Origin of the sequence: Tropicimonas aquimaris (genome assembly GCF_042676185.1) — a bacterium.
Taxonomy (GTDB): Bacteria; Pseudomonadota; Alphaproteobacteria; order Rhodobacterales; family Rhodobacteraceae; genus Tropicimonas; species Tropicimonas aquimaris.
The window spans coordinates 198,320-215,284 of the sequence record NZ_JBHTJT010000012.1; the positions used below are offsets into that span (position 1 = coordinate 198,320).

The 16,965-nt window shown below is 66.3% G+C and carries 16 protein-coding genes; 11 read left to right on the forward strand and 5 right to left on the reverse strand.

Features of this window, described 5'->3' with window-relative positions:
* Window positions 1-23: 23 nt before the first annotated feature.
* Window positions 24-257, forward strand: coding sequence for a DUF1127 domain-containing protein (locus tag ACFQ2S_RS11340; protein ID WP_386074565.1), 234 nt, complete (start codon window positions 24-26; stop codon window positions 255-257).
* Between the two features lie 44 nt (window positions 258-301).
* Here the strand turns inward: ACFQ2S_RS11340 and topA are convergent, their stop codons facing one another.
* The 3 genes from topA to tldD all read right to left on the reverse strand — a co-directional run bounded on the left by topA (window position 302) and on the right by tldD (window position 5,868).
* Window positions 302-2,935 carry a type I DNA topoisomerase gene (gene topA, locus ACFQ2S_RS11345; RefSeq protein ID WP_386074566.1) on the reverse strand — a complete coding sequence of 878 codons (2,634 nt, stop codon included), beginning with the start codon at window positions 2,933-2,935 and terminating at the stop codon, window positions 302-304.
* A gap of 133 nt (window positions 2,936-3,068) precedes the next feature.
* A complete protein-coding gene (gene dprA, locus ACFQ2S_RS11350; protein ID WP_386074596.1) occupies window positions 3,069-4,271 on the reverse strand; it encodes a DNA-processing protein DprA in 1,203 nt (400 codons plus the stop codon).
* Between the two features lie 166 nt (window positions 4,272-4,437).
* Entirely contained in the window at window positions 4,438-5,868 is a 1,431-nt protein-coding gene (tldD, locus tag ACFQ2S_RS11355) for a metalloprotease TldD (RefSeq protein WP_386074567.1), read from the reverse strand.
* A gap of 186 nt (window positions 5,869-6,054) precedes the next feature.
* On the opposite strand from tldD, the gene coxB reads away from it, so the two are divergent.
* The 10 genes from coxB (at window position 6,055) to ACFQ2S_RS11405 (ending at window position 14,382) form a co-directional block, all read left to right on the forward strand.
* Entirely contained in the window at window positions 6,055-6,951 is an 897-nt protein-coding gene (gene coxB, locus ACFQ2S_RS11360; protein WP_386074568.1) for a cytochrome c oxidase subunit II, read from the forward strand.
* Between the two features lie 33 nt (window positions 6,952-6,984).
* Window positions 6,985-7,929: a heme o synthase gene (cyoE, locus tag ACFQ2S_RS11365; protein ID WP_386074569.1), complete on the forward strand. Its 945-nt coding sequence runs from the start codon at window positions 6,985-6,987 to the stop codon at window positions 7,927-7,929.
* Entirely contained in the window at window positions 7,926-8,096 is a 171-nt protein-coding gene (locus ACFQ2S_RS11370) for a hypothetical protein (RefSeq protein WP_386074570.1), read from the forward strand. The genes cyoE and ACFQ2S_RS11370 overlap by 4 nt, the downstream gene beginning before the upstream one ends.
* Window positions 8,093-8,665: a cytochrome c oxidase assembly protein gene (locus ACFQ2S_RS11375; RefSeq protein WP_281251221.1), complete on the forward strand. Its 573-nt coding sequence runs from the start codon at window positions 8,093-8,095 to the stop codon at window positions 8,663-8,665. Before ACFQ2S_RS11370 ends, ACFQ2S_RS11375 begins: the two co-directional genes overlap by 4 nt.
* Before the next feature lie 17 nt (window positions 8,666-8,682).
* The gene (locus ACFQ2S_RS11380) at window positions 8,683-9,483 is read left to right on the forward strand and encodes a cytochrome c oxidase subunit 3 (protein WP_089234351.1); all 801 of its coding nucleotides are present in this window, start codon (window positions 8,683-8,685) and stop codon (window positions 9,481-9,483) included.
* Window positions 9,484-9,581: 98 nt separating this feature from the next.
* Window positions 9,582-10,277 (forward strand): SURF1 family protein, encoded by a 696-nt coding sequence (locus ACFQ2S_RS11385; RefSeq protein WP_386074571.1) that lies wholly within the window; start codon window positions 9,582-9,584, stop codon window positions 10,275-10,277.
* Between the two features lie 102 nt (window positions 10,278-10,379).
* Complete coding sequence (gene thrC, locus ACFQ2S_RS11390) at window positions 10,380-11,768, forward strand: threonine synthase (RefSeq protein WP_386074572.1); 1,389 nt, start codon at window positions 10,380-10,382, stop codon at window positions 11,766-11,768.
* The gene (locus ACFQ2S_RS11395) at window positions 11,765-13,027 is read left to right on the forward strand and encodes a M16 family metallopeptidase (protein ID WP_386074573.1); all 1,263 of its coding nucleotides are present in this window, start codon (window positions 11,765-11,767) and stop codon (window positions 13,025-13,027) included. Before thrC ends, ACFQ2S_RS11395 begins: the two co-directional genes overlap by 4 nt.
* Complete coding sequence (locus tag ACFQ2S_RS11400) at window positions 13,027-13,611, forward strand: GNAT family N-acetyltransferase (protein ID WP_089234348.1); 585 nt, start codon at window positions 13,027-13,029, stop codon at window positions 13,609-13,611. The genes ACFQ2S_RS11395 and ACFQ2S_RS11400 overlap by 1 nt, the downstream gene beginning before the upstream one ends.
* 231 nt (window positions 13,612-13,842) lie before the next feature.
* Window positions 13,843-14,382 carry an adenine phosphoribosyltransferase gene (locus tag ACFQ2S_RS11405; protein WP_089234347.1) on the forward strand — a complete coding sequence of 180 codons (540 nt, stop codon included), beginning with the start codon at window positions 13,843-13,845 and terminating at the stop codon, window positions 14,380-14,382.
* Window positions 14,383-14,492: 110 nt separating this feature from the next.
* On the opposite strand, the gene ACFQ2S_RS11410 is transcribed toward ACFQ2S_RS11405, so the two are convergent.
* Complete coding sequence (locus tag ACFQ2S_RS11410; protein ID WP_386074574.1) at window positions 14,493-15,908, reverse strand: FAD-binding oxidoreductase; 1,416 nt, start codon at window positions 15,906-15,908, stop codon at window positions 14,493-14,495.
* Between the two features lie 75 nt (window positions 15,909-15,983).
* Complete coding sequence (locus tag ACFQ2S_RS11415; RefSeq protein WP_386074575.1) at window positions 15,984-16,844, reverse strand: MBL fold metallo-hydrolase; 861 nt, start codon at window positions 16,842-16,844, stop codon at window positions 15,984-15,986.
* Window positions 16,845-16,965 lie beyond the last annotated feature (121 nt).

Below are 16,965 nucleotides of genomic sequence, written 5' to 3' on the forward strand. Positions count from 1 at the left end.
TTTCAATACAATAGGAGAGTCCCATGGCACAGATCTCGCCCGCATCCGACCCCAGGCTGGAAAGCCTGAGCGCCCGCCAATCGCTGCCGCTTCTGGCCGATATCGCGCTCTGGGCGGCGGCGGGCGTGGTCAAATGGGACTGCCGCCACAGGTCACGCCAGGCCTTGACCCGCCTGACAGCGCATCAGCTCAAGGACATCGGGATCACGCCGGACATGGCGGATCAGGAAATCCGCAAGCCGTTCTGGATCCCCTGAACACGAAAGCGCCGGGCGATTGGCCCGGCGCAGTCGTTTTCGGATCACTCGATCACGCCGTCGTCTTCGGCCTTCGCCGCAGCCTTCCTGGCTGGTGCCTTTTTCGCCGTGCTCTTCTTGGTGGCGGTCTTTTTCGCGGCCGGTTTCTTGGCCGCGGCCTTCTTGCGACCGCCCTTCTTGGCAGACTTCTCGGAAATCAACGCCAGTGCCTGCTCCATGGTGAGCGATTGCGGCTCCGTGTCCTTGGGCAGGGTCGCGTTGATCTTGCCCCATTTCACATAAGGCCCGTAGCGTCCTTCCATGACATTGATCGGCCCGCCCTCCTCGGGGTGCTCGCCCAGCTCCTTGAGCGGCTTGGCGGCCGCCGCGCCCCGGCCGCGCGGGTTCGACCGTTTCTCGGCCAGCATCTCCACGGCCCGGTTCATGCCGACCTCGAACACCTCGGCCGGGTCCTTGAGGTTGGCGTAGACCGGCTTCTCGTCGCCCGGCGCCTGGTGCGCGATGTAAGGGCCGAAGCGGCCGAAGTTGGATGTGATCATCCCGCCCTCGGGGTGCTCGCCGATCTCCCGGGGCAGGCTCAGAAGCGTCAGCGCCTTCTCGAGGTCAATGTCCTCGGCGCGCCAGCCCTTGGGCAGGCTCGATCGCGGCGGCTTGGGATTTTCCTCGGTGGCGTCGCCACGCTGCACGTAGGGGCCGAAACGGCCGTCGCGCAGGGTGATCTTGTCCTCGTTGTCGTAGCCCAGCAGCTTCCCGTCCGGCCCTATCCCGGATTCCTCGGTGCCCGGCGGGCCGAAGGGTCGGGTGTAGCGGCATTCGGGGTAGTTCGAGCAGCCGATGAAGGCGCCGCCCGACCGCGCAGTGCGCATCGAGAGCCGGCCGTTTCCGCAGTTCGGGCAGGCGCGCGGGTCGCTGCCATCCTCGGTCGGCGGGAACAGGTGCGGCTCCAGCACCTCGTTGATCTTTTCCAGCACGTCAGTGATCCGCAGCTCCGAGGTCTCGGAGATCGCGGCGGAGAAATCGCGCCAGAACCGCGCCAGCACGTCCTTGTAATCGGCCTCTCCGGCAGAGACGTGGTCCAGTTCCTCCTCCAGCCCGGCGGTGAAGTCATAGCTCACGTAGCGGCGGAAGTAGTTCATCAGGAAGGCGATGACGAGCCGGCCCTTGTCCTCGGGGAACAGCCGGTTCTTGTCCTTTCGGACGTAGCCGCGGTCCTGGATCGTAGTGACGATGGAGGCGTAGGTCGAGGGCCGGCCGATACCGAGCTCTTCCATCCGCTTGACCAGCGTGGCCTCGGTGTAGCGCGGCGGCGGCTGGGTGAAATGCTGCTCGGGCGTGATCTCGTGCTTCCTGGCCGGCTCGCCCTGCATGATCGCGGGCAGGCGCTTGCCGTCCTCGTCTTCGGCGACGTCGTCGCGCCCTTCCTCATAGACCTTGAGGAATCCGTCGAAGAGCACGACTTGCCCGGTGGCGCGCAGGCCGACCTGCCCATCGGCGCTGGTGATGTCCACGGTGGTCCGTTCCAAGCGGGCCGCTTCCATCTGGCTGGCGAGGGTCCGCTTCCAGATCAGGTCATACAGCTTGCGCTGGTCGGCTTCCGAGACCTTCAGGCTCGCGGCGTCCCGCGTCATGTCCGTCGGGCGGATGCATTCGTGCGCTTCCTGCGCGTTCTTGGCCTTGTTCTTGTAGATCCGCGGTGCGCTCGGCACGTATTCGGCGCCGTAGCGGTCCTTGATTGCGTCGCGCGCGGCGGCGACGGCCTCGGGGGCCATGTCGATGCCGTCGGTCCGCATGTAGGTGATCAGCCCGGCCTCGTAGAGACGCTGGGCGGCGTTCATCGTCTGCCGGGCGCCCATGCCGAACTTGCGGCTCGCCTCCTGTTGCAGGGTCGAGGTCATGAACGGCGCCGACGGGTTCCGGCTGCCCGGGCGGGCCTCCACCTCGGAGACGGTCAGATCGCGCGAGGTGATCGCCTGCACGGCCAGTTCGGCGGCGGTCTCGTTGGCGATGTCGAACTTGTCGAGCTTCTTGCTGGCAAGCGCGGTGAGCCGGGCCTCGTAGGTCTGGCCACGCGGCGTTTCGAGCAGCGCCTTGACCGTCCAGTATTCCTGAGCGCGGAAGGCCTCGATCTCCATCTCCCGCTCTACGATCAGTCGCAGGCAAACCGACTGCACGCGCCCGGCGGAGCGGGATCCGGGCAGCTTGCGCCAGAGCACCGGGGAGAGGTTGAAACCTACAAGATAATCCAGCGCCCGGCGGGCAAGATAGGCGTCGACCAGCGGCTGATCGACCTGGCGGGGCGATTTCATCGCCTCTGTCACGGCGGATTTGGTGATGGCGTTGAACACGACCCGCGACACTGCGGTATCCTTTCGGATCGCCCGGCGCTTGCGAAGTGTCTCCTCCAGGTGCCAGCTGATCGCCTCTCCCTCACGGTCGGGGTCGGTCGCGAGGATCAACTCGTTGTCATCCTTCAGAGCATCCGCAATTGCCTTCACATGCTTGCGAGAATCGTTGCCGACCTCCCAGGTCATCTCGAATTCGTGCTCAGGATCTACCGATCCGTCCTTGGGAGGCAGATCGCGGACGTGCCCGTAAGATGCCAGAACAACGTAGTCGCCGCCCAGATACTTGTTGATTGTCTTGGCCTTGGCTGGCGATTCGACGACGACGACGGGCATACGGATGGCCTTTTGAAAGGGTTCGATCAATTGGCGGCGGAAGATGTGGTGCCTTCGGGGGCTTGTCAATGCGGCGGCGCAGCGGTCCCGTGGACGCGTCGAATTGCATGCCGTTTCTGGATGGCGCCGCCGATCAGGCGCTGCGGGCAAGCAGTCCGCCGGGGTGACGCACAACGGCACCGTCCATCTCCAGCGCGAGGAGTTCTTCAGCCACGGCGGGCGCCGGCAGGCAAAGATCGCGAAGCAGTTGATCCTCGGAAAGAGGCGTCAGTCCGAGAAAGGACAGAATCCGGTTGCGCAACGGATCGCCCGGCACTGCGGCATGCTGCGCGTCGCGGTTGAGCCGAGGCGGCCTGTTGCCGTCGGGCGCGGCAGGAGCGGGTTCCGTGTCGAGGCGCCTGCCCGGGCCGCGCCGGACTGGCGCGCGGTGCGTCCCAGGCCGGCTGGAAGGCGCGGCTCCGAGGGCGTCGAGGACATCATCGGCATTCCGCACCAGTGTCGCGCCGTCGCGAATCAGCAGGTTGCAGCCCGACGCGCGGCCATCGAAGGGATGACCCGGAACGGCCAGCACCTCCCGGCCCTGGTCGAGTGCGTCCCGGGCAGTGATCAGGCTGCCCGATTTCGTCGCCGCCTCCACCACCAGCACGGCACGGGCGATTCCGGATATGATGCGGTTCCGGCGCGGGAAATGGCGTGCCTGTGGCTGGGTTCCTGGCGGCATTTCCGAGACGATCAGCCCGGTCTCCGCGATTCGGGCAGTGAGTGTGGCGTTTTCCTTCGGGTAGACGACGTCGACTCCGCCGGCGACGACCGCGACTGTGCCGGTCGGAAGCGCTGCGGCATGGGCTTCGGCGTCGATACCGCGGGCGAGGCCGGAGGCGACTGCAAGTCCGGCTTCCCCGAGGCCGCGTGCGATGGTGGCAGCAGTGCGGCGACCGATGCTGGAAGCGTTTCGCGCACCGACCATTGCAACGGCTTCCCGTCGGCTCATTGCCACCTGCCCCCGAACCCAAAGAAGCGGCGGCGCATCGGTGACCTCTGCAAGGGCCGACGGGTAGTGAGGCTCGCCGACGAAGACCGGCGTCGCCCCGACGCTGCGGCCTGCGGCCAGTTCCCGTTCCGCGATCTCCAGGGGGCAGGGGCGGTATCCGGCAACACCGGCCGCGGCCGCTATTCCGGGCAGTGCCTCCAGAGCCGCCTCCGCGTCGCCGTCGTATTCCGCCATGAGCCTGTAGAAGGTCGCGGTGCCGACCCGATGGGATCGCAAGAGACGCAGCCAGGACTGTCGGGTTCCTTCCGAGGTGGGTGGTGCGAGGGGGGGTGGGGAAGAAAACAAATCCAAACCGTCGTCGCTCCGTCTCTTGCTGGCACCATGGCTACAGGGGAAACGGTTAATCGCTCGTAAACGCGGATCGGAATTCCAGACCGGATCATAGAGGGGCCGATGAGCCGGAACGTTCGGCCCGCCAACTCGCCTCCGTTACCGGCAGTGCGTCAACCCGTCAGGCAGCCGAGCCGCCCACGGTCAGGCCGCCGATGCGCAAGGTCGGCTGGCCGACGCCGACCGGCACCCATTGCCCGGCCTTGCCGCAATTGCCGATTCCGGGGTCGAGGGACATGTCGTTGCCGATGGCGGTGATTCGCGACAGGGCGGTCGGACCGTCGCCGATCAGGGTGGCGCCCTTGACCGGCGCGCCGACCTTTCCGTCCTTCACCCGGTAGGCCTCGGTGCAGGAAAAGACGAATTTGCCGTTCGTGATATCGACCTGGCCGCCGCCGAAGCCGACGGCATAGAGACCGTCCTTCAGCTCGGACAATATCTCCTCAGGCGAGGCGTCGCCGGCGAGCATGTAGGTGTTGGTCATCCGCGGCATCGGGGCGTGGGCATAGCTCTCGCGGCGGCCGTTGCCGGTGGGCGCGACGCCCATAAGCCGAGCATTCTGGCGGTCCTGCATGTAGCCCACGAGGATGCCGTCCTCGATCAGCACGTTGCGGTGCGAGGGGGTGCCCTCGTCATCGACGGTGATCGAGCCGCGGCGGTCCGGGATCGTGCCGTCGTCGAGTACGGTGACGCCGGGCGAGGCGATTCGCTGCCCCATCAGACCGGCGAAGGCGGAGGTGCCCTTGCGATTCGCGTCTCCCTCCAGGCCGTGACCGATGGCCTCATGCAGCAGGATGCCGGGCCAGCCGGGGCCGAGCACCACGTCCATCACCCCGGCAGGGGCGGGTTCCGCCTCGAGATTGACCAGCGCGATGCGCAGGGCTTCGCGGGTCACGCCCTCCCAGTGGGTGCGGTCGAGCAGGCCATCGAGGCCCGCACGCCCGCCGCCGCCGGTTCCGCCCTGTTCGCGCCGCCCGTCCTGCTCGACGATCACGCTCACGTTCAGCCGGCTCATCGGGCGGCTGTCGGCCACGATGGTGCCGTCGGGGCGCAGGATGGTGACTTCCTGCAAGGAGGCGGCGAGGGTGGCAGAGACCTGCACGACACGCGGGTCGAGGGCGCGGGCGAAGGCGTCGATCTCGCGCAAGGTCTGGATCTTTAAAGGAAATTCGGCGTCCGAGATCGGGTTGTCATCGCGATAGAGCCGTTGATTCGTCGCCGCGGGCCCCTCTGCCAGCGTGCCGCCGCCCGCGCCGACGGCCAGCCTGGCCGTTCCGGCGGCGCGCTGCAGCGCCGCCTCGGAGATTTCGGTGGAATGCGCGTAGCCGGCGGTTTCGCCACGCACCGCACGCAGCCCGAACCCCTCGGAGGCATCGTAGCTCGCCGTTTTCAGGCGGCCGTCATCGAAGACCAGCGCCTCCGACCGCCGACGCTCCAGGAAGATTTCGCCGTCGTCGGCGCCGAGCGTTGCTTCCTGAAGCGTACGGAGGGCGGACTCCCTGTCGAGAAGAGTCTCGAAGGGGCGAAAAGGCGCATTTTCGGTGGAGGTCAAGGCGATGCTCCTGTCTGTCGACATATTCGCAAGTGACTTGATGACGCAAATCACCGGGTTGTGCAGTTTTTCGTAATATGGTCTCTAGACCGCAGGACACAACGGGCTCTTTCGCCCGGAGGCTGCGGCCGCCAGGGGGGGAGTCCGTTACGGCTTCGGCCGACTAGCGAACGGGACATATAACTGATGCGATTTTCGACGCTGAAGAGCGGCCTGCCGGCTGCCCTTGCCGGTCTGACTGTATCCGGCGCCGCACTTGCGCAGGACGCGCTTGGCGATCTCGAGGTGAAGGGCGCGCCGACGCCGGGCGGGCTGGGCTTCCAGCCGGCGGTGACCGAACTGGCGCGCGACCTGCAGTGGCTGGACGGGATGATCAACGTGATCATCGCCGCCATCGTGCTTTTCGTGATCGCGCTGATGGGCTGGGTCGTCGTTCGGTTCAACCGCAAGAGCAACCCCGAGCCCGCGGGCTTCACCCACAACTCGCCGCTCGAGATTGCCTGGACGGTGGTGCCGATCATCATACTTATCTTCATCGGCTCGTTCTCGCTGCCGGTGCTCTTCAAGCAGCAGATCATCCCCGAGGGCGACGTCACCATCAAGGCGATCGGCAACCAGTGGTACTGGTCCTACGAGTACCCCGACCACGAGTTCGCCTTCGACAGCTACATGATCGGCGCCGATGCCCAGAACAAGCTGACCCCCGAGGTCGAGGCGCAGCTGATCGAGGCCGGCTACGAGAAGGAGCACTTCCTGCTCGCGACCGATACCGCGGTGGTGGTTCCGGTGAACAAGACCATCGTCGTTCAGGTGACGGCGGCCGACGTGATCCACTCCTGGACCATCCCGGCCTTTGGTGTGAAGCAGGACGCGGTGCCGGGCCGGCTTGCCGAGCTGTGGTTCAAGGCAGAGGAAGAAGGTGTCTACTTCGGTCAGTGCTCCGAGCTTTGCGGCATCGCCCACGCCTACATGCCGATCACAGTGAAGGTGGTCAGCGAGGAGGCCTACGAAGCCTGGCTCGACAGCGCCATCGAGGAATATGCCGGCAAGCCGCGCACCCTCGACGTGGCTTCGGCCGAGTAAGGCCCCGGGTCTCTAGGAGCCGACAGGTGAACCATGTCTGACACGAGCCTGCACAGCGTCCCCCGCAGCGCCGAGCCGGAGCTGAAGGACTACTTCGCCCTGCTCAAGCCGCGGGTGATGTCCCTGGTGGTCTTCACGGCGCTGGTCGGGCTGCTCGTTGCGCCGGTGCCTGTGCATCCCTTCATCATTTTCACCTCGGTCCTGTTCATCGCCATCGGCGGCGGGGCATCCGGGGCGCTGAACATGTGGTGGGATGCCGACATCGACCGGGTGATGCGCCGTACGGCGAAGCGTCCGATCCCGGCTGGCAAGGTGACCGAAGGCGAGGCGCTCGGCCTCGGAGTCGCGCTGTCCGGCCTATCGGTGATGATGCTGGCGCTTTCAGCCAACCTCTTCGCCGCCGGCCTGCTGGCCTTCACCATCTTCTTCTATGTCGTGATCTACACGATGTGGCTCAAGCGCTGGACGCCGCAGAACATCGTCATCGGCGGTGCAGCCGGTGCGTTCCCTCCGATGATCGGCTGGGCGGTCGCCACGGGCGGGATCTCGGTCGAATCGGTGCTGATGTTCGCGCTGATCTTCATCTGGACGCCGCCACACTTCTGGGCGCTGGCGCTGTTCATGAAGTCCGACTACGACGATGCCGGCGTGCCGATGCTGACCGTGACCCACGGCCACGACGCCACCCGCCGCCACATCCTCGCCTACACGGTGCTGCTGGCCGCCTGTTCGCTGGGCCTCGCCGTCACCTCGATCGGCGGTCCGGTCTATCTCGTCGCCGCGCTGGTGCTGAACTTCCGGTTCCTGGTGGGCGCCTGGAAAATCTGGAAGCGCAACACGCCGCAAGCCGAGGCAGACGCCTATGGCGAAGAAAAGCGGTTCTTCAAGCTGTCGCTGTGGTATCTCTTCCTCCACTTCTCGGCGCTGCTGGCCGACGCCACGCTGCGCGCCCTCGGAGTGTTTGGAGGCTGGGCATGATCCGGGCGACCCATGAACTGCACGAGCGCCGCAAGGGGCGCAATCTCGGGCTCGGGATCCTGCTGCTCGCCTTTGTCGGCATCGTCTTTGGCATGACCATCGTCAAGATCGGCAATGGCGAGGACGTGCTGGGAACGGGTATGGTCGCGGGGGAGGTGTCACAGTGATCTTTCGCAACCTCACAGGCCCGAAGCGGACGCTCGCCCAGACCCTGAGCGTGGTCTTTGTCATGGGCTCGCTCGCCTGGGCGTCGGTGCCGCTTTACGACATGTTCTGCAAGGTCACCGGCTACGGCGGCACGACGAACACCGCCGACGCGGGCTCCGATGTTGTCCTGAACGAGACGATCAAGGTGCGCTTCGACGGTTCGCTCGAGCGGGGCATGCCCTGGAGCTTCAAGCCGATGCAGCGGGAAATGACCATCCGCCTCGGCGAGACCGGTCTGGCCTTCTACGAGGCCCATAATCCCACCGATCGCCCCGTGGCGGGCTCGGCCAGCTACAATGTCGCTCCGTTCGACGCCGGGAACTACTTCGTCAAGATCGACTGCTTCTGCTTCGAGCAGCAGGTCCTGCAGCCGGGCGAGACGGTGCAGATGCCGGTCAGTTTCTACGTCGATCCGGAGATCCTCGAGGATCGCGACGCGAAGCACACGCCGCAGATCACCCTTTCCTACACCTTCTACGAGATTGACCTGCCCGAAGAGCAGGCGGCGCTTGTGATCGCCGACGAATAACGCGCAAGGGACTTCCAATGGCTCACGAAAAGAACCACGACTACCATATCCTGCAGCCGTCCATCTGGCCGTTCCTGGGCGCGGTGGGGGCCTTCATCATGCTGTTCGGCGCGGTGTTGTGGATGCACTCCATCACCCCGTTCCTGTTCTTCATCGGCCTCGTGCTGGTGCTCTACACCATGTACGCGTGGTGGGCCGAGACGATCGCCGAGGAGCATGCAGGCGATCACACGCCGGTGGTGCTGATCGGACTGCGCTACGGCTTCATCCTCTTCATCATGTCCGAGGTGATGTTCTTCGCCGCCTGGTTCTGGTCGTTCTTCAAGCACGCCATGTACCCGATGGGCCCCGAAAGCCCGGCCGTAGACGGCGTCTGGCCGCCGGTGGGCATCGAGACGTTCGATCCCTGGCACCTGCCGCTGATCAACACGCTGATCCTGTTGCTCTCGGGGTGCGCAGCCACCTGGGCACACCACGCCCTCGTCCACGAGAACAACCGCAAGGACATGGCCACCGGCCTCATCCTCGCCGTGGCACTCGGTCTGCTGTTCACCTTCTTCCAGGCCTATGAGTACAGCCACGCCGCCTTCGGCTTCTCCGGCAACATCTATGGCGCCAACTTCTTCATGGCGACCGGCTTCCACGGAGCGCACGTGATCATCGGCACCATCTTCCTGTTTGTCTGCTACCTGCGGGTGCGGGCCGGCCACTTCACCCAGGAAAGCCACCTCGGCTTCGAGGCCGCCGCCTGGTACTGGCACTTCGTGGACGTCGTCTGGCTGTTCCTGTTCACCGCCGTTTACATCTGGGGCGGCTGAGCCGGAAGGCCGCTTGCCTCCGGCGGGGGTATTTGATCCAAGAAGAAGCGGGGCGCGGGACTGACCGGGCCCCGTTCTCATTGAAGGAGGGCGCGCAGGTGCGACGCTATCTGGCACCGCTGGCAATCGGACTGGTCGGCGCGGCGATCCTGATCTGGCTTGGCGTCTGGCAGCTTCAGCGCCTGGAGTGGAAGGAAGCGATCCTGGAGGAGATCGACCAGCGCATCGCGGCCGATCCCGTTCCGCTGCCGGCCACGCCCGATCCCGAGCAGGACCGGTTCCTGCCAGTCGAGGTCTCTGGGCGCACCGACCCGCGCGAGTTGCATGTCCTGGTTTCGACCCGTCAGCTCGGAGCCGGCTTCCGGATCATCACTGGCTTCACCACCGAAGAGGGGCGTCGAATCCTGCTCGACAGGGGCTTCGTGGCTGCGGACCGGAAGGACGCGGGACGGCCGGCGGCCACGCTCATGATCACCGGCAACCTGCACTGGCCTGACGAGCGCGACCGCTATACGCCGGAGAACGATCCGGCGACGAATTACTGGTACGCCCGCGAAGTCGACGTGATGGCCGACGAGTTGGGCACCGAGCCGATCCTCGTGATCGCCCGCATGAGCTCCGGCTCCGACGCCTCGATCACCCCGCTGCCGGTGGACAGCTCCGGCATCCCGAATGACCACCTCGGCTATGCCGTGACGTGGTTCGGCCTCGCGCTTGTGTGGTTGGGGATGACAGCGCTGCAACTCTGGCGTATCTCACGCGGCGACCGTCGCAGCGCTGATGGGAAAGGGTAACCGCTCTCATCACCTGTCCAGAAATATCCCCGCCGGAGGCTCCCGCAAGCGCCATCGGTGCATCGCCGGGCCCAGGCGCTCCGCAGACACGAGAGAGGCGCAATGAAATACATCTCCACCCGCGGCAAGGCGCCCGTTCTGTCCTTTGAGGAGGCCATGCTCACTGGGCTCGCCCGTGACGGCGGACTCTACGTGCCCGAGAACATTCCGCAGATGCCCCCCGAGGCCATCGCCGCGCTCGCCGGCCTTCCTTACGAGGAGATCGCCTTTCGGGTGATGCAGCCGTTCCTCGGCGAGAGCTTCACCGATGAAGAGTTCCGCGAGATCATCGCACGCGCCTACGAGGGCTTCGGCCATGCCGCCCGCGCGCCGCTGGTGCAACTCGCCCCCAACCATTTCCTGCTCGAGCTGTTCCACGGGCCCACACTGGCCTTCAAGGACTTCGCGATGCAGCTCATCGGCCAGCTCTTCCAGTTGGCTTTGAAGCGGCGCGGCGAGCGGGTCACGATCGTCGGCGCGACTTCGGGCGACACCGGTTCCGCGGCGATAGAGGCGTTCCGCGGGCTCGACGCGGTGGATGTCTTTATCCTGTTCCCGCATGGCCGCGTCTCCGAGGTGCAGCGCCGTCAGATGACCACGCCGTCCGAGGCCAATGTCCACGCCCTCGCGCTCGATGGCCATTTTGACGATTGCCAGGCCCGGGTGAAGGACATGTTCAACGACTTCGCCTTCCGGGACGCGGTCGCGCTCGCAGGCGTGAACTCGATCAACTGGGCGCGCGTGCTGGCGCAGGTCGTCTATTACTTCAGTGCCGCCACGGCGCTCGGCGCGCCGCATCGCGCGGTCTCCTTCACCGTGCCCACCGGCAATTTCGGCGATATCTTCGCCGGCTATATCGCGCGCCGCATGGGGCTGCCGATCGAGCGGCTGGTGGTCGCCACCAACCAGAACGACATCCTGCACAGGGCGCTGAGCACCGGCGGCTACATGACCAGCGAGGTCGCCCCCTCGATCAGTCCCTCGATGGACATCCAGGTCAGCTCGAATTTCGAACGCGCGCTGTTCGACGCCTACGGCCGCGATGGTGCCGCCGTGGCGCAACTGATGGACGAGTTGAAGTCCGACGGCGGCTTCCACATCAGCCAGGGCGCGCTGCAGACCTTGCAGGAGACATTTGCCTCCGGACGCGCCTCGGAGGACGAGACCTCCGCCACCATCGCGCGCCTCTTCGCGGAGACCGGCGAGATCCTCTGCCCGCACAGCGCCGTGGGGGTGAAAGTGGCCGAAGAACACCTCGGGACTGCGCCGATGATCACGCTCGCGACCGCCCATCCGGCCAAGTTCCCCGACGCGGTCGAGGCCGCCACAGGTCTCCGCCCGCCTCTTCCCAATCGCATGGCGGACCTGTATGAGCGATCGGAACGGGTGTCGCGGGTCGCCAACGACCTTGGCGCCATCGAAGATCTGATACGGGAAAGGCGCGCCGGTTGAGCGTGAATCTTGAGAGACTTGCCAATGGCTTGCGCGTCGTCACGGAGACGGTGCCCGGGCTGGAGAGCGCGGCCGTCGGGCTTTGGGTCAATGCTGGCGGACGGCACGAGCGGATCGAGCAGAACGGCATTGCCCATTTCCTGGAGCACATGGCCTTCAAGGGGACGAAGCGGCGCAGCGCGCTGCAGATCGCCGAGGAGATCGAGGATGTCGGCGGGTTCATCAACGCCTACACCTCGCGCGAGGCCACGGCCTATTACGCGCGGGTCCTGAAGGCTGACGTGCCACTGGCGCTCGACGTGGTGTCCGACATCGTGCTGAACCCGGTCTTCGAGCAGAAGGAGATCGAGGTCGAGCGCGGGGTGATCCTGCAAGAGATCGGCCAGGCGCTCGACACGCCGGATGACGTGATCTTCGACTGGCTGCAGGAGGCCGCCTATCCGGGCCAGGCGCTCGGCCGCACGATCCTTGGGCCCACGGAACGGGTCAGCGGCTTCGAGCGCGAGGACCTCGCCGGTTTCGTGGCAGAGCATTACGGGCCGGGGCAAATGGTTCTCTCTGCCGCCGGCGCCGTGGACCACGACGAGATCGTCCGGCTCGCCGAGAAGCTCTTCGGCCATCTCTCGCCGGTCCAGCTCAGCACACATGACGTGGCCGTTTTCCACGGTGGTGAGCGGCGCGAGCTTCGCAAGCTCGAGCAAGTGCATTTCGCGCTGGCCCTGGAGAGCCCGTTCTACTCGCATCCCGATGTCTACACCGCGCAGGTCTATTCGACCCTCCTCGGAGGCGGCATGTCTTCCCGCCTGTTTCAGGAGGTGCGGGAGAAGCGCGGGCTCTGCTATACGATCTTCGCGCAAGCGGGCGCCTATGCCGACACCGGCATGATGACGATCTACGCCGGCACGTCCGCCGAGGAGATCGGCCAGCTCGCGAAGCTGACCATCGACGAGTTGCGCCGCGTGGCGGACGATGTGAGCGAGGAAGAGGTCAATCGCGCCCGGGCGCAGATGAAGGCCGGGCTGCTGATGGGGCTGGAGAGCCCTTCGGCACGGGCTGAGCGCCTCGCCCGTATGGTTGCGATCTGGGACAGGGTGCCCCCGCTCGACGAGACGGTGGAACGGATCGAAGCCGTCGACCGCGCCAGCATCGCCCGCTTTGCCGCCGATCTCGCAGGCGCCGGACGCACCGCGCTTGCGCTCTACGGTCCGGCGCAAAGCGCCCCGGAACTGGCGGAGTTACAGGAGAGGCTTGCGGCCTGATGCGGCTTGGCCGGAAAAAGGTGCGTATCGTGACCGAGCGGATGGTCCTGCGCCCGCCGATGCACGGCGATTTCCGGGCCTGGAGCTGCCTGCGGCGGGACTCGCGCGCCTTTCTGGAAAAGTGGGAGCCGCTCTGGGCGCCCGATCACCTCAGCCGGAAGGCGTTCACCAACCGGGTCTACTGGGCGCAGCGGTCGCTCGGTGCGGGCACGGCGCTGCCGCTTTTCCTGGTCCGGCGTGACGACGATGCGCTGATGGGAGCCATCACGCTCGACCACATTCGCCGTGGACCGGCCCAGGCCGGCACCTTCGGCTACTGGATCGGCGAACCCTTCGCCCGGCGCGGGTACATGCGGGAGGCGATCACCGCGCTGACGCATCACGCGTTCGAGACGCTGGACCTGAGCCGGATCGAGGCCGCCTGCCTGCCGGAAAACGCGGCGTCGCGGGGCTGCCTGGAGAAATGCGGCTTCAAGTACGAGGGGGTGGCGCAGAGCTACCTGCAGATCGCGGGCCGTTGGCGGAACCACGTGCTCTATTCCAACCTCCGGGCGGATCGCCGGGGTCGGACGGAAGTGCGTTAGGCCATGGGCTCCCGCCCGTCGTCGACGCATCGCAGATGCGCCTCCTCCCGTTGGGCGCGGCCGCGCGCGGGGCGCGCGGCTGCTCGGAATCTAGCCCTTGCAGCGGATCGGACGCGGCAAGATGGCACGTCCGCGTGGTTTGGCGCCACGCCGGCCTTGCCCCGGCCATGATCGATCGGGTGAGGTGCGAACTGCACTTCGGGAAATGTCGACAGTCAGAAGGAAACACCCATGGCGCGCCACAAGACGGTCAAGGACTATATCCGCACCATCGCCGATTTTCCCCATGAAGGGATCATGTTCCGCGACGTGACCACGCTCTTTGCCGATCCCCGCGGCCTGCGGATCGCGGTCGACCAGCTTCTGCACCCCTATGCCGGCACGCCAATCGATTGCGTCGTCGGGCTGGAGGCGCGGGGCTTCATCCTCGGGGGTGCGGTGGCGCACCAGCTCTCGGTCGGTTTCGTGCCGATCCGCAAGAAGGGCAAGCTGCCCGGTCCGGTGATCTCGGAGGCCTACACGCTGGAATACGGCGAGGCGGTGGTGGAGATCCACGACGACGCCATCGAGCCCGGTGCCCGCGTCCTGGTGGTCGACGACCTGCTGGCGACGGGCGGCACCGCGGAGGCCGGTATCCGGCTGGTCGAACGGCTGGGCGGCGATGTCGTCGGCTGCGCCTTCGTGATCGACCTGCCGGAGCTTGGCGGCCGCAAACGCCTCGAGGCGCTCGGCATGGACGTCCATGCGCTCTGCGAATTCGAGGGCGCCTGAGGGTCACGACGCGCCCAGCTTCTCCTGGAAGCCAAATACCTCGGGGTCCGGGGCAGCGCCCCGGTCCGCCCTTCGACACAGGGAATAAACCTGCGGAGCCGTGAGCCGGCTCACCCCATGCGCAGGACCGCGCCGGGGTTCATGATGCCGTGCGGGTCGAGGGCTGCCTTGATGGCGCGCATCGCGGCCAGTTTCGTGGGGTCGCCGTAGCGCTCGAGATCCCCCACCTTGAGCCGTCCGATCCCGTGTTCGGCGCTGACCGAGCCCTCGAATTCTTCCACCAGGTCGTGCAGCGCAGCGGTGACGGCCCCACGTTGAGCGGCGAAGTCGCTGGCGGCCGCCCCGTCGGGCGGAAAGACATTGTAATGCAGGTTGCCGTCGCCGAGGTGGCCGAAGCAGTTGATCCGGAAATCCCCGAGGTCAGCAACCACCTCGCGCCCACGCGCAATGAAATCGGGGATCGCGGAAATCGGCACTGAAATGTCGTGCGAAGAGACCGCGCCGATACGGCGGTTCGCCTCCGGAATGGATTCCCGAACATGCCAGAAGGCCAGCCGCTGCGTCTCGTTCTGCGCGATCACGCCGTCCCGGACGAGCCCGGCCTCGGCGGCCTCTTCGAATAGCCCTTCGAACTCCGCTTCGGCGGTCTGGCCGCCGGTCACACCGAGCCCGATCAGCACCATCCAGGCGGGACGGGGGGCAAAGGGCTGGCGCACGTCGGGCATCTTCTGATGCAGGAATTCGAGCCCCATGCCGCTGATCAGTTCGAAAGCGGAGACAGCATCGCCCATGCGCCGCTGCGCCATTGCCAGAAGCTGCACGGCCGCGGCCGGCGTGTCCACCACCAGGAAGGCCGCGCCCTTTTCGGCCGGGCGGGGGTAGAGACGCAGGCTGGCGGCGGTGATCACGCCAAGCGTGCCTTCCGAGCCGATCAGCAGGTTGCGGAGATCGTAGCCGGTGTTGTCCTTCCTCAGGCGTTTCAGCCCGCGCAGGATCGACCCGTCCGGCAGGACCGCCTCCAGCCCAAGGCACAAGTCGCGGCTGTTGCCGTAGCGCAGCACATTGACGCCGCCGGCGTTGACCCCGAGCAGCCCGCCGATTTGGGCCGAGCCCTCCGAGGCAAGCGAGAGCGGGAACATGCGGTCGATGTCGCGGGCGGCCTGCTGCACGTCGGCAAGGATGGCGCCGGACTCGACCACCAGCACGTTCTCGGCCGGATAGGCGCCACGGACCCGGTTCATGCGTTCCAGCGACAACAGGATCGGCCGCGGCAGATCTCCGGCGACCTGCCCGCCGACCAGCCCGGTGCCGCCGCCATAGGGCAGCACGCCGACGCGGTGCGCGGCGGCCATTCTGATGACTTGTGTGACCTCCTCGACCGAGGAGGGGATCACCAGCAGCGCGTCGGCGCCGTGGAACCGCCCGCGCGGTTCCTCGAGATAGCGCGGCTCCAGCGGCCGGAACGCGGAACGGGGCAGTTCGGCGTGCAGCGCGGCCTCGATTTCGGCAGATACCGGGTTCAGCATCCTGTCACCTCCTGCGTCGATCAATCACGCGAGGCAGGTCGGTGCAAGGTGGGGCGCGTCGCTCAGTGGCGCAAGTCACTGGCCCTCGTCGTTGAATCCGAGGAAACGCGGCTGCAGGACGATGACCGTCGGCTCGGAGGGCAGGTCGCGAAGCGATACCTCCAGCATCCGCTCCTCGCGACGTTCGATCCGGAAATCATTCGCGACACCGGCGAGGAAGCGGTCCAATGAGTTGCCCGAATGCCAGTGCATCGGTAGCACGATCGAGGCGCGGAACCGCTGCAGGACCCGGATCATCACCTCCGTCGGCAAGGTCATCCCGCCGTCGATCGGCGCCATCACCACGTCGAGTCGCCCGATGGCGGCGTATTGCTCCGGGTTGGGTTCATGATGCAAGTGGCCGAGATGCCCGATGCAAAGCCCGGCGACCTCGAAGATGAAGATCGAATTGCCGTCGGGCTCCACCCCGCTGCCGTAACGCGAGCGGATGTCGGTCGGCACGTTGCGCACCAGCATCTCGCCGAGATCGAGGTGGTGATCGGCCGGCGCGCCGGTGTCGTCCCATCCCTGCAGCACGTGCGGGATGGCCGGGTCGGGGTTGGCCGTCCAGTGGGTCGTGTGCGAATGGTTCATGGTCACCACGTCCGGGATCAGCGCGGCAGGGCCGGTGAATCCGTTGTAATCGGTGATCACGTTCAGGCCGCCCGGGGTCTGGAGCAGGTACATCGAGTGGTCGATGTAGTTCAGCCGCACCGTATGTTCCGGCAGCGGGTCGCGGTAGCCGGCGCGCCAGATCACCTCGAGCCCCGGGACGTTCTCCACCAGCGCGATGCAGTGGGAGGGGCGCCGGTCGGCCTCGGACTGGGCGATTGCCATGCCGGGCAGGAGCAGGCAGGCGAGGGCGAGCCGGGCAATGTGGCGGACGAAATTGCGCATCAAAGTCTCCTCGGTGGTTTCGGGAACGTCAGGCAATGGGAGCATCATGCCACGATCCGCCAATTGCGCCCCCATGAACTCTTCGTCAGCAGGAAAACCGTCTTTTCGGAATGCGATTTGC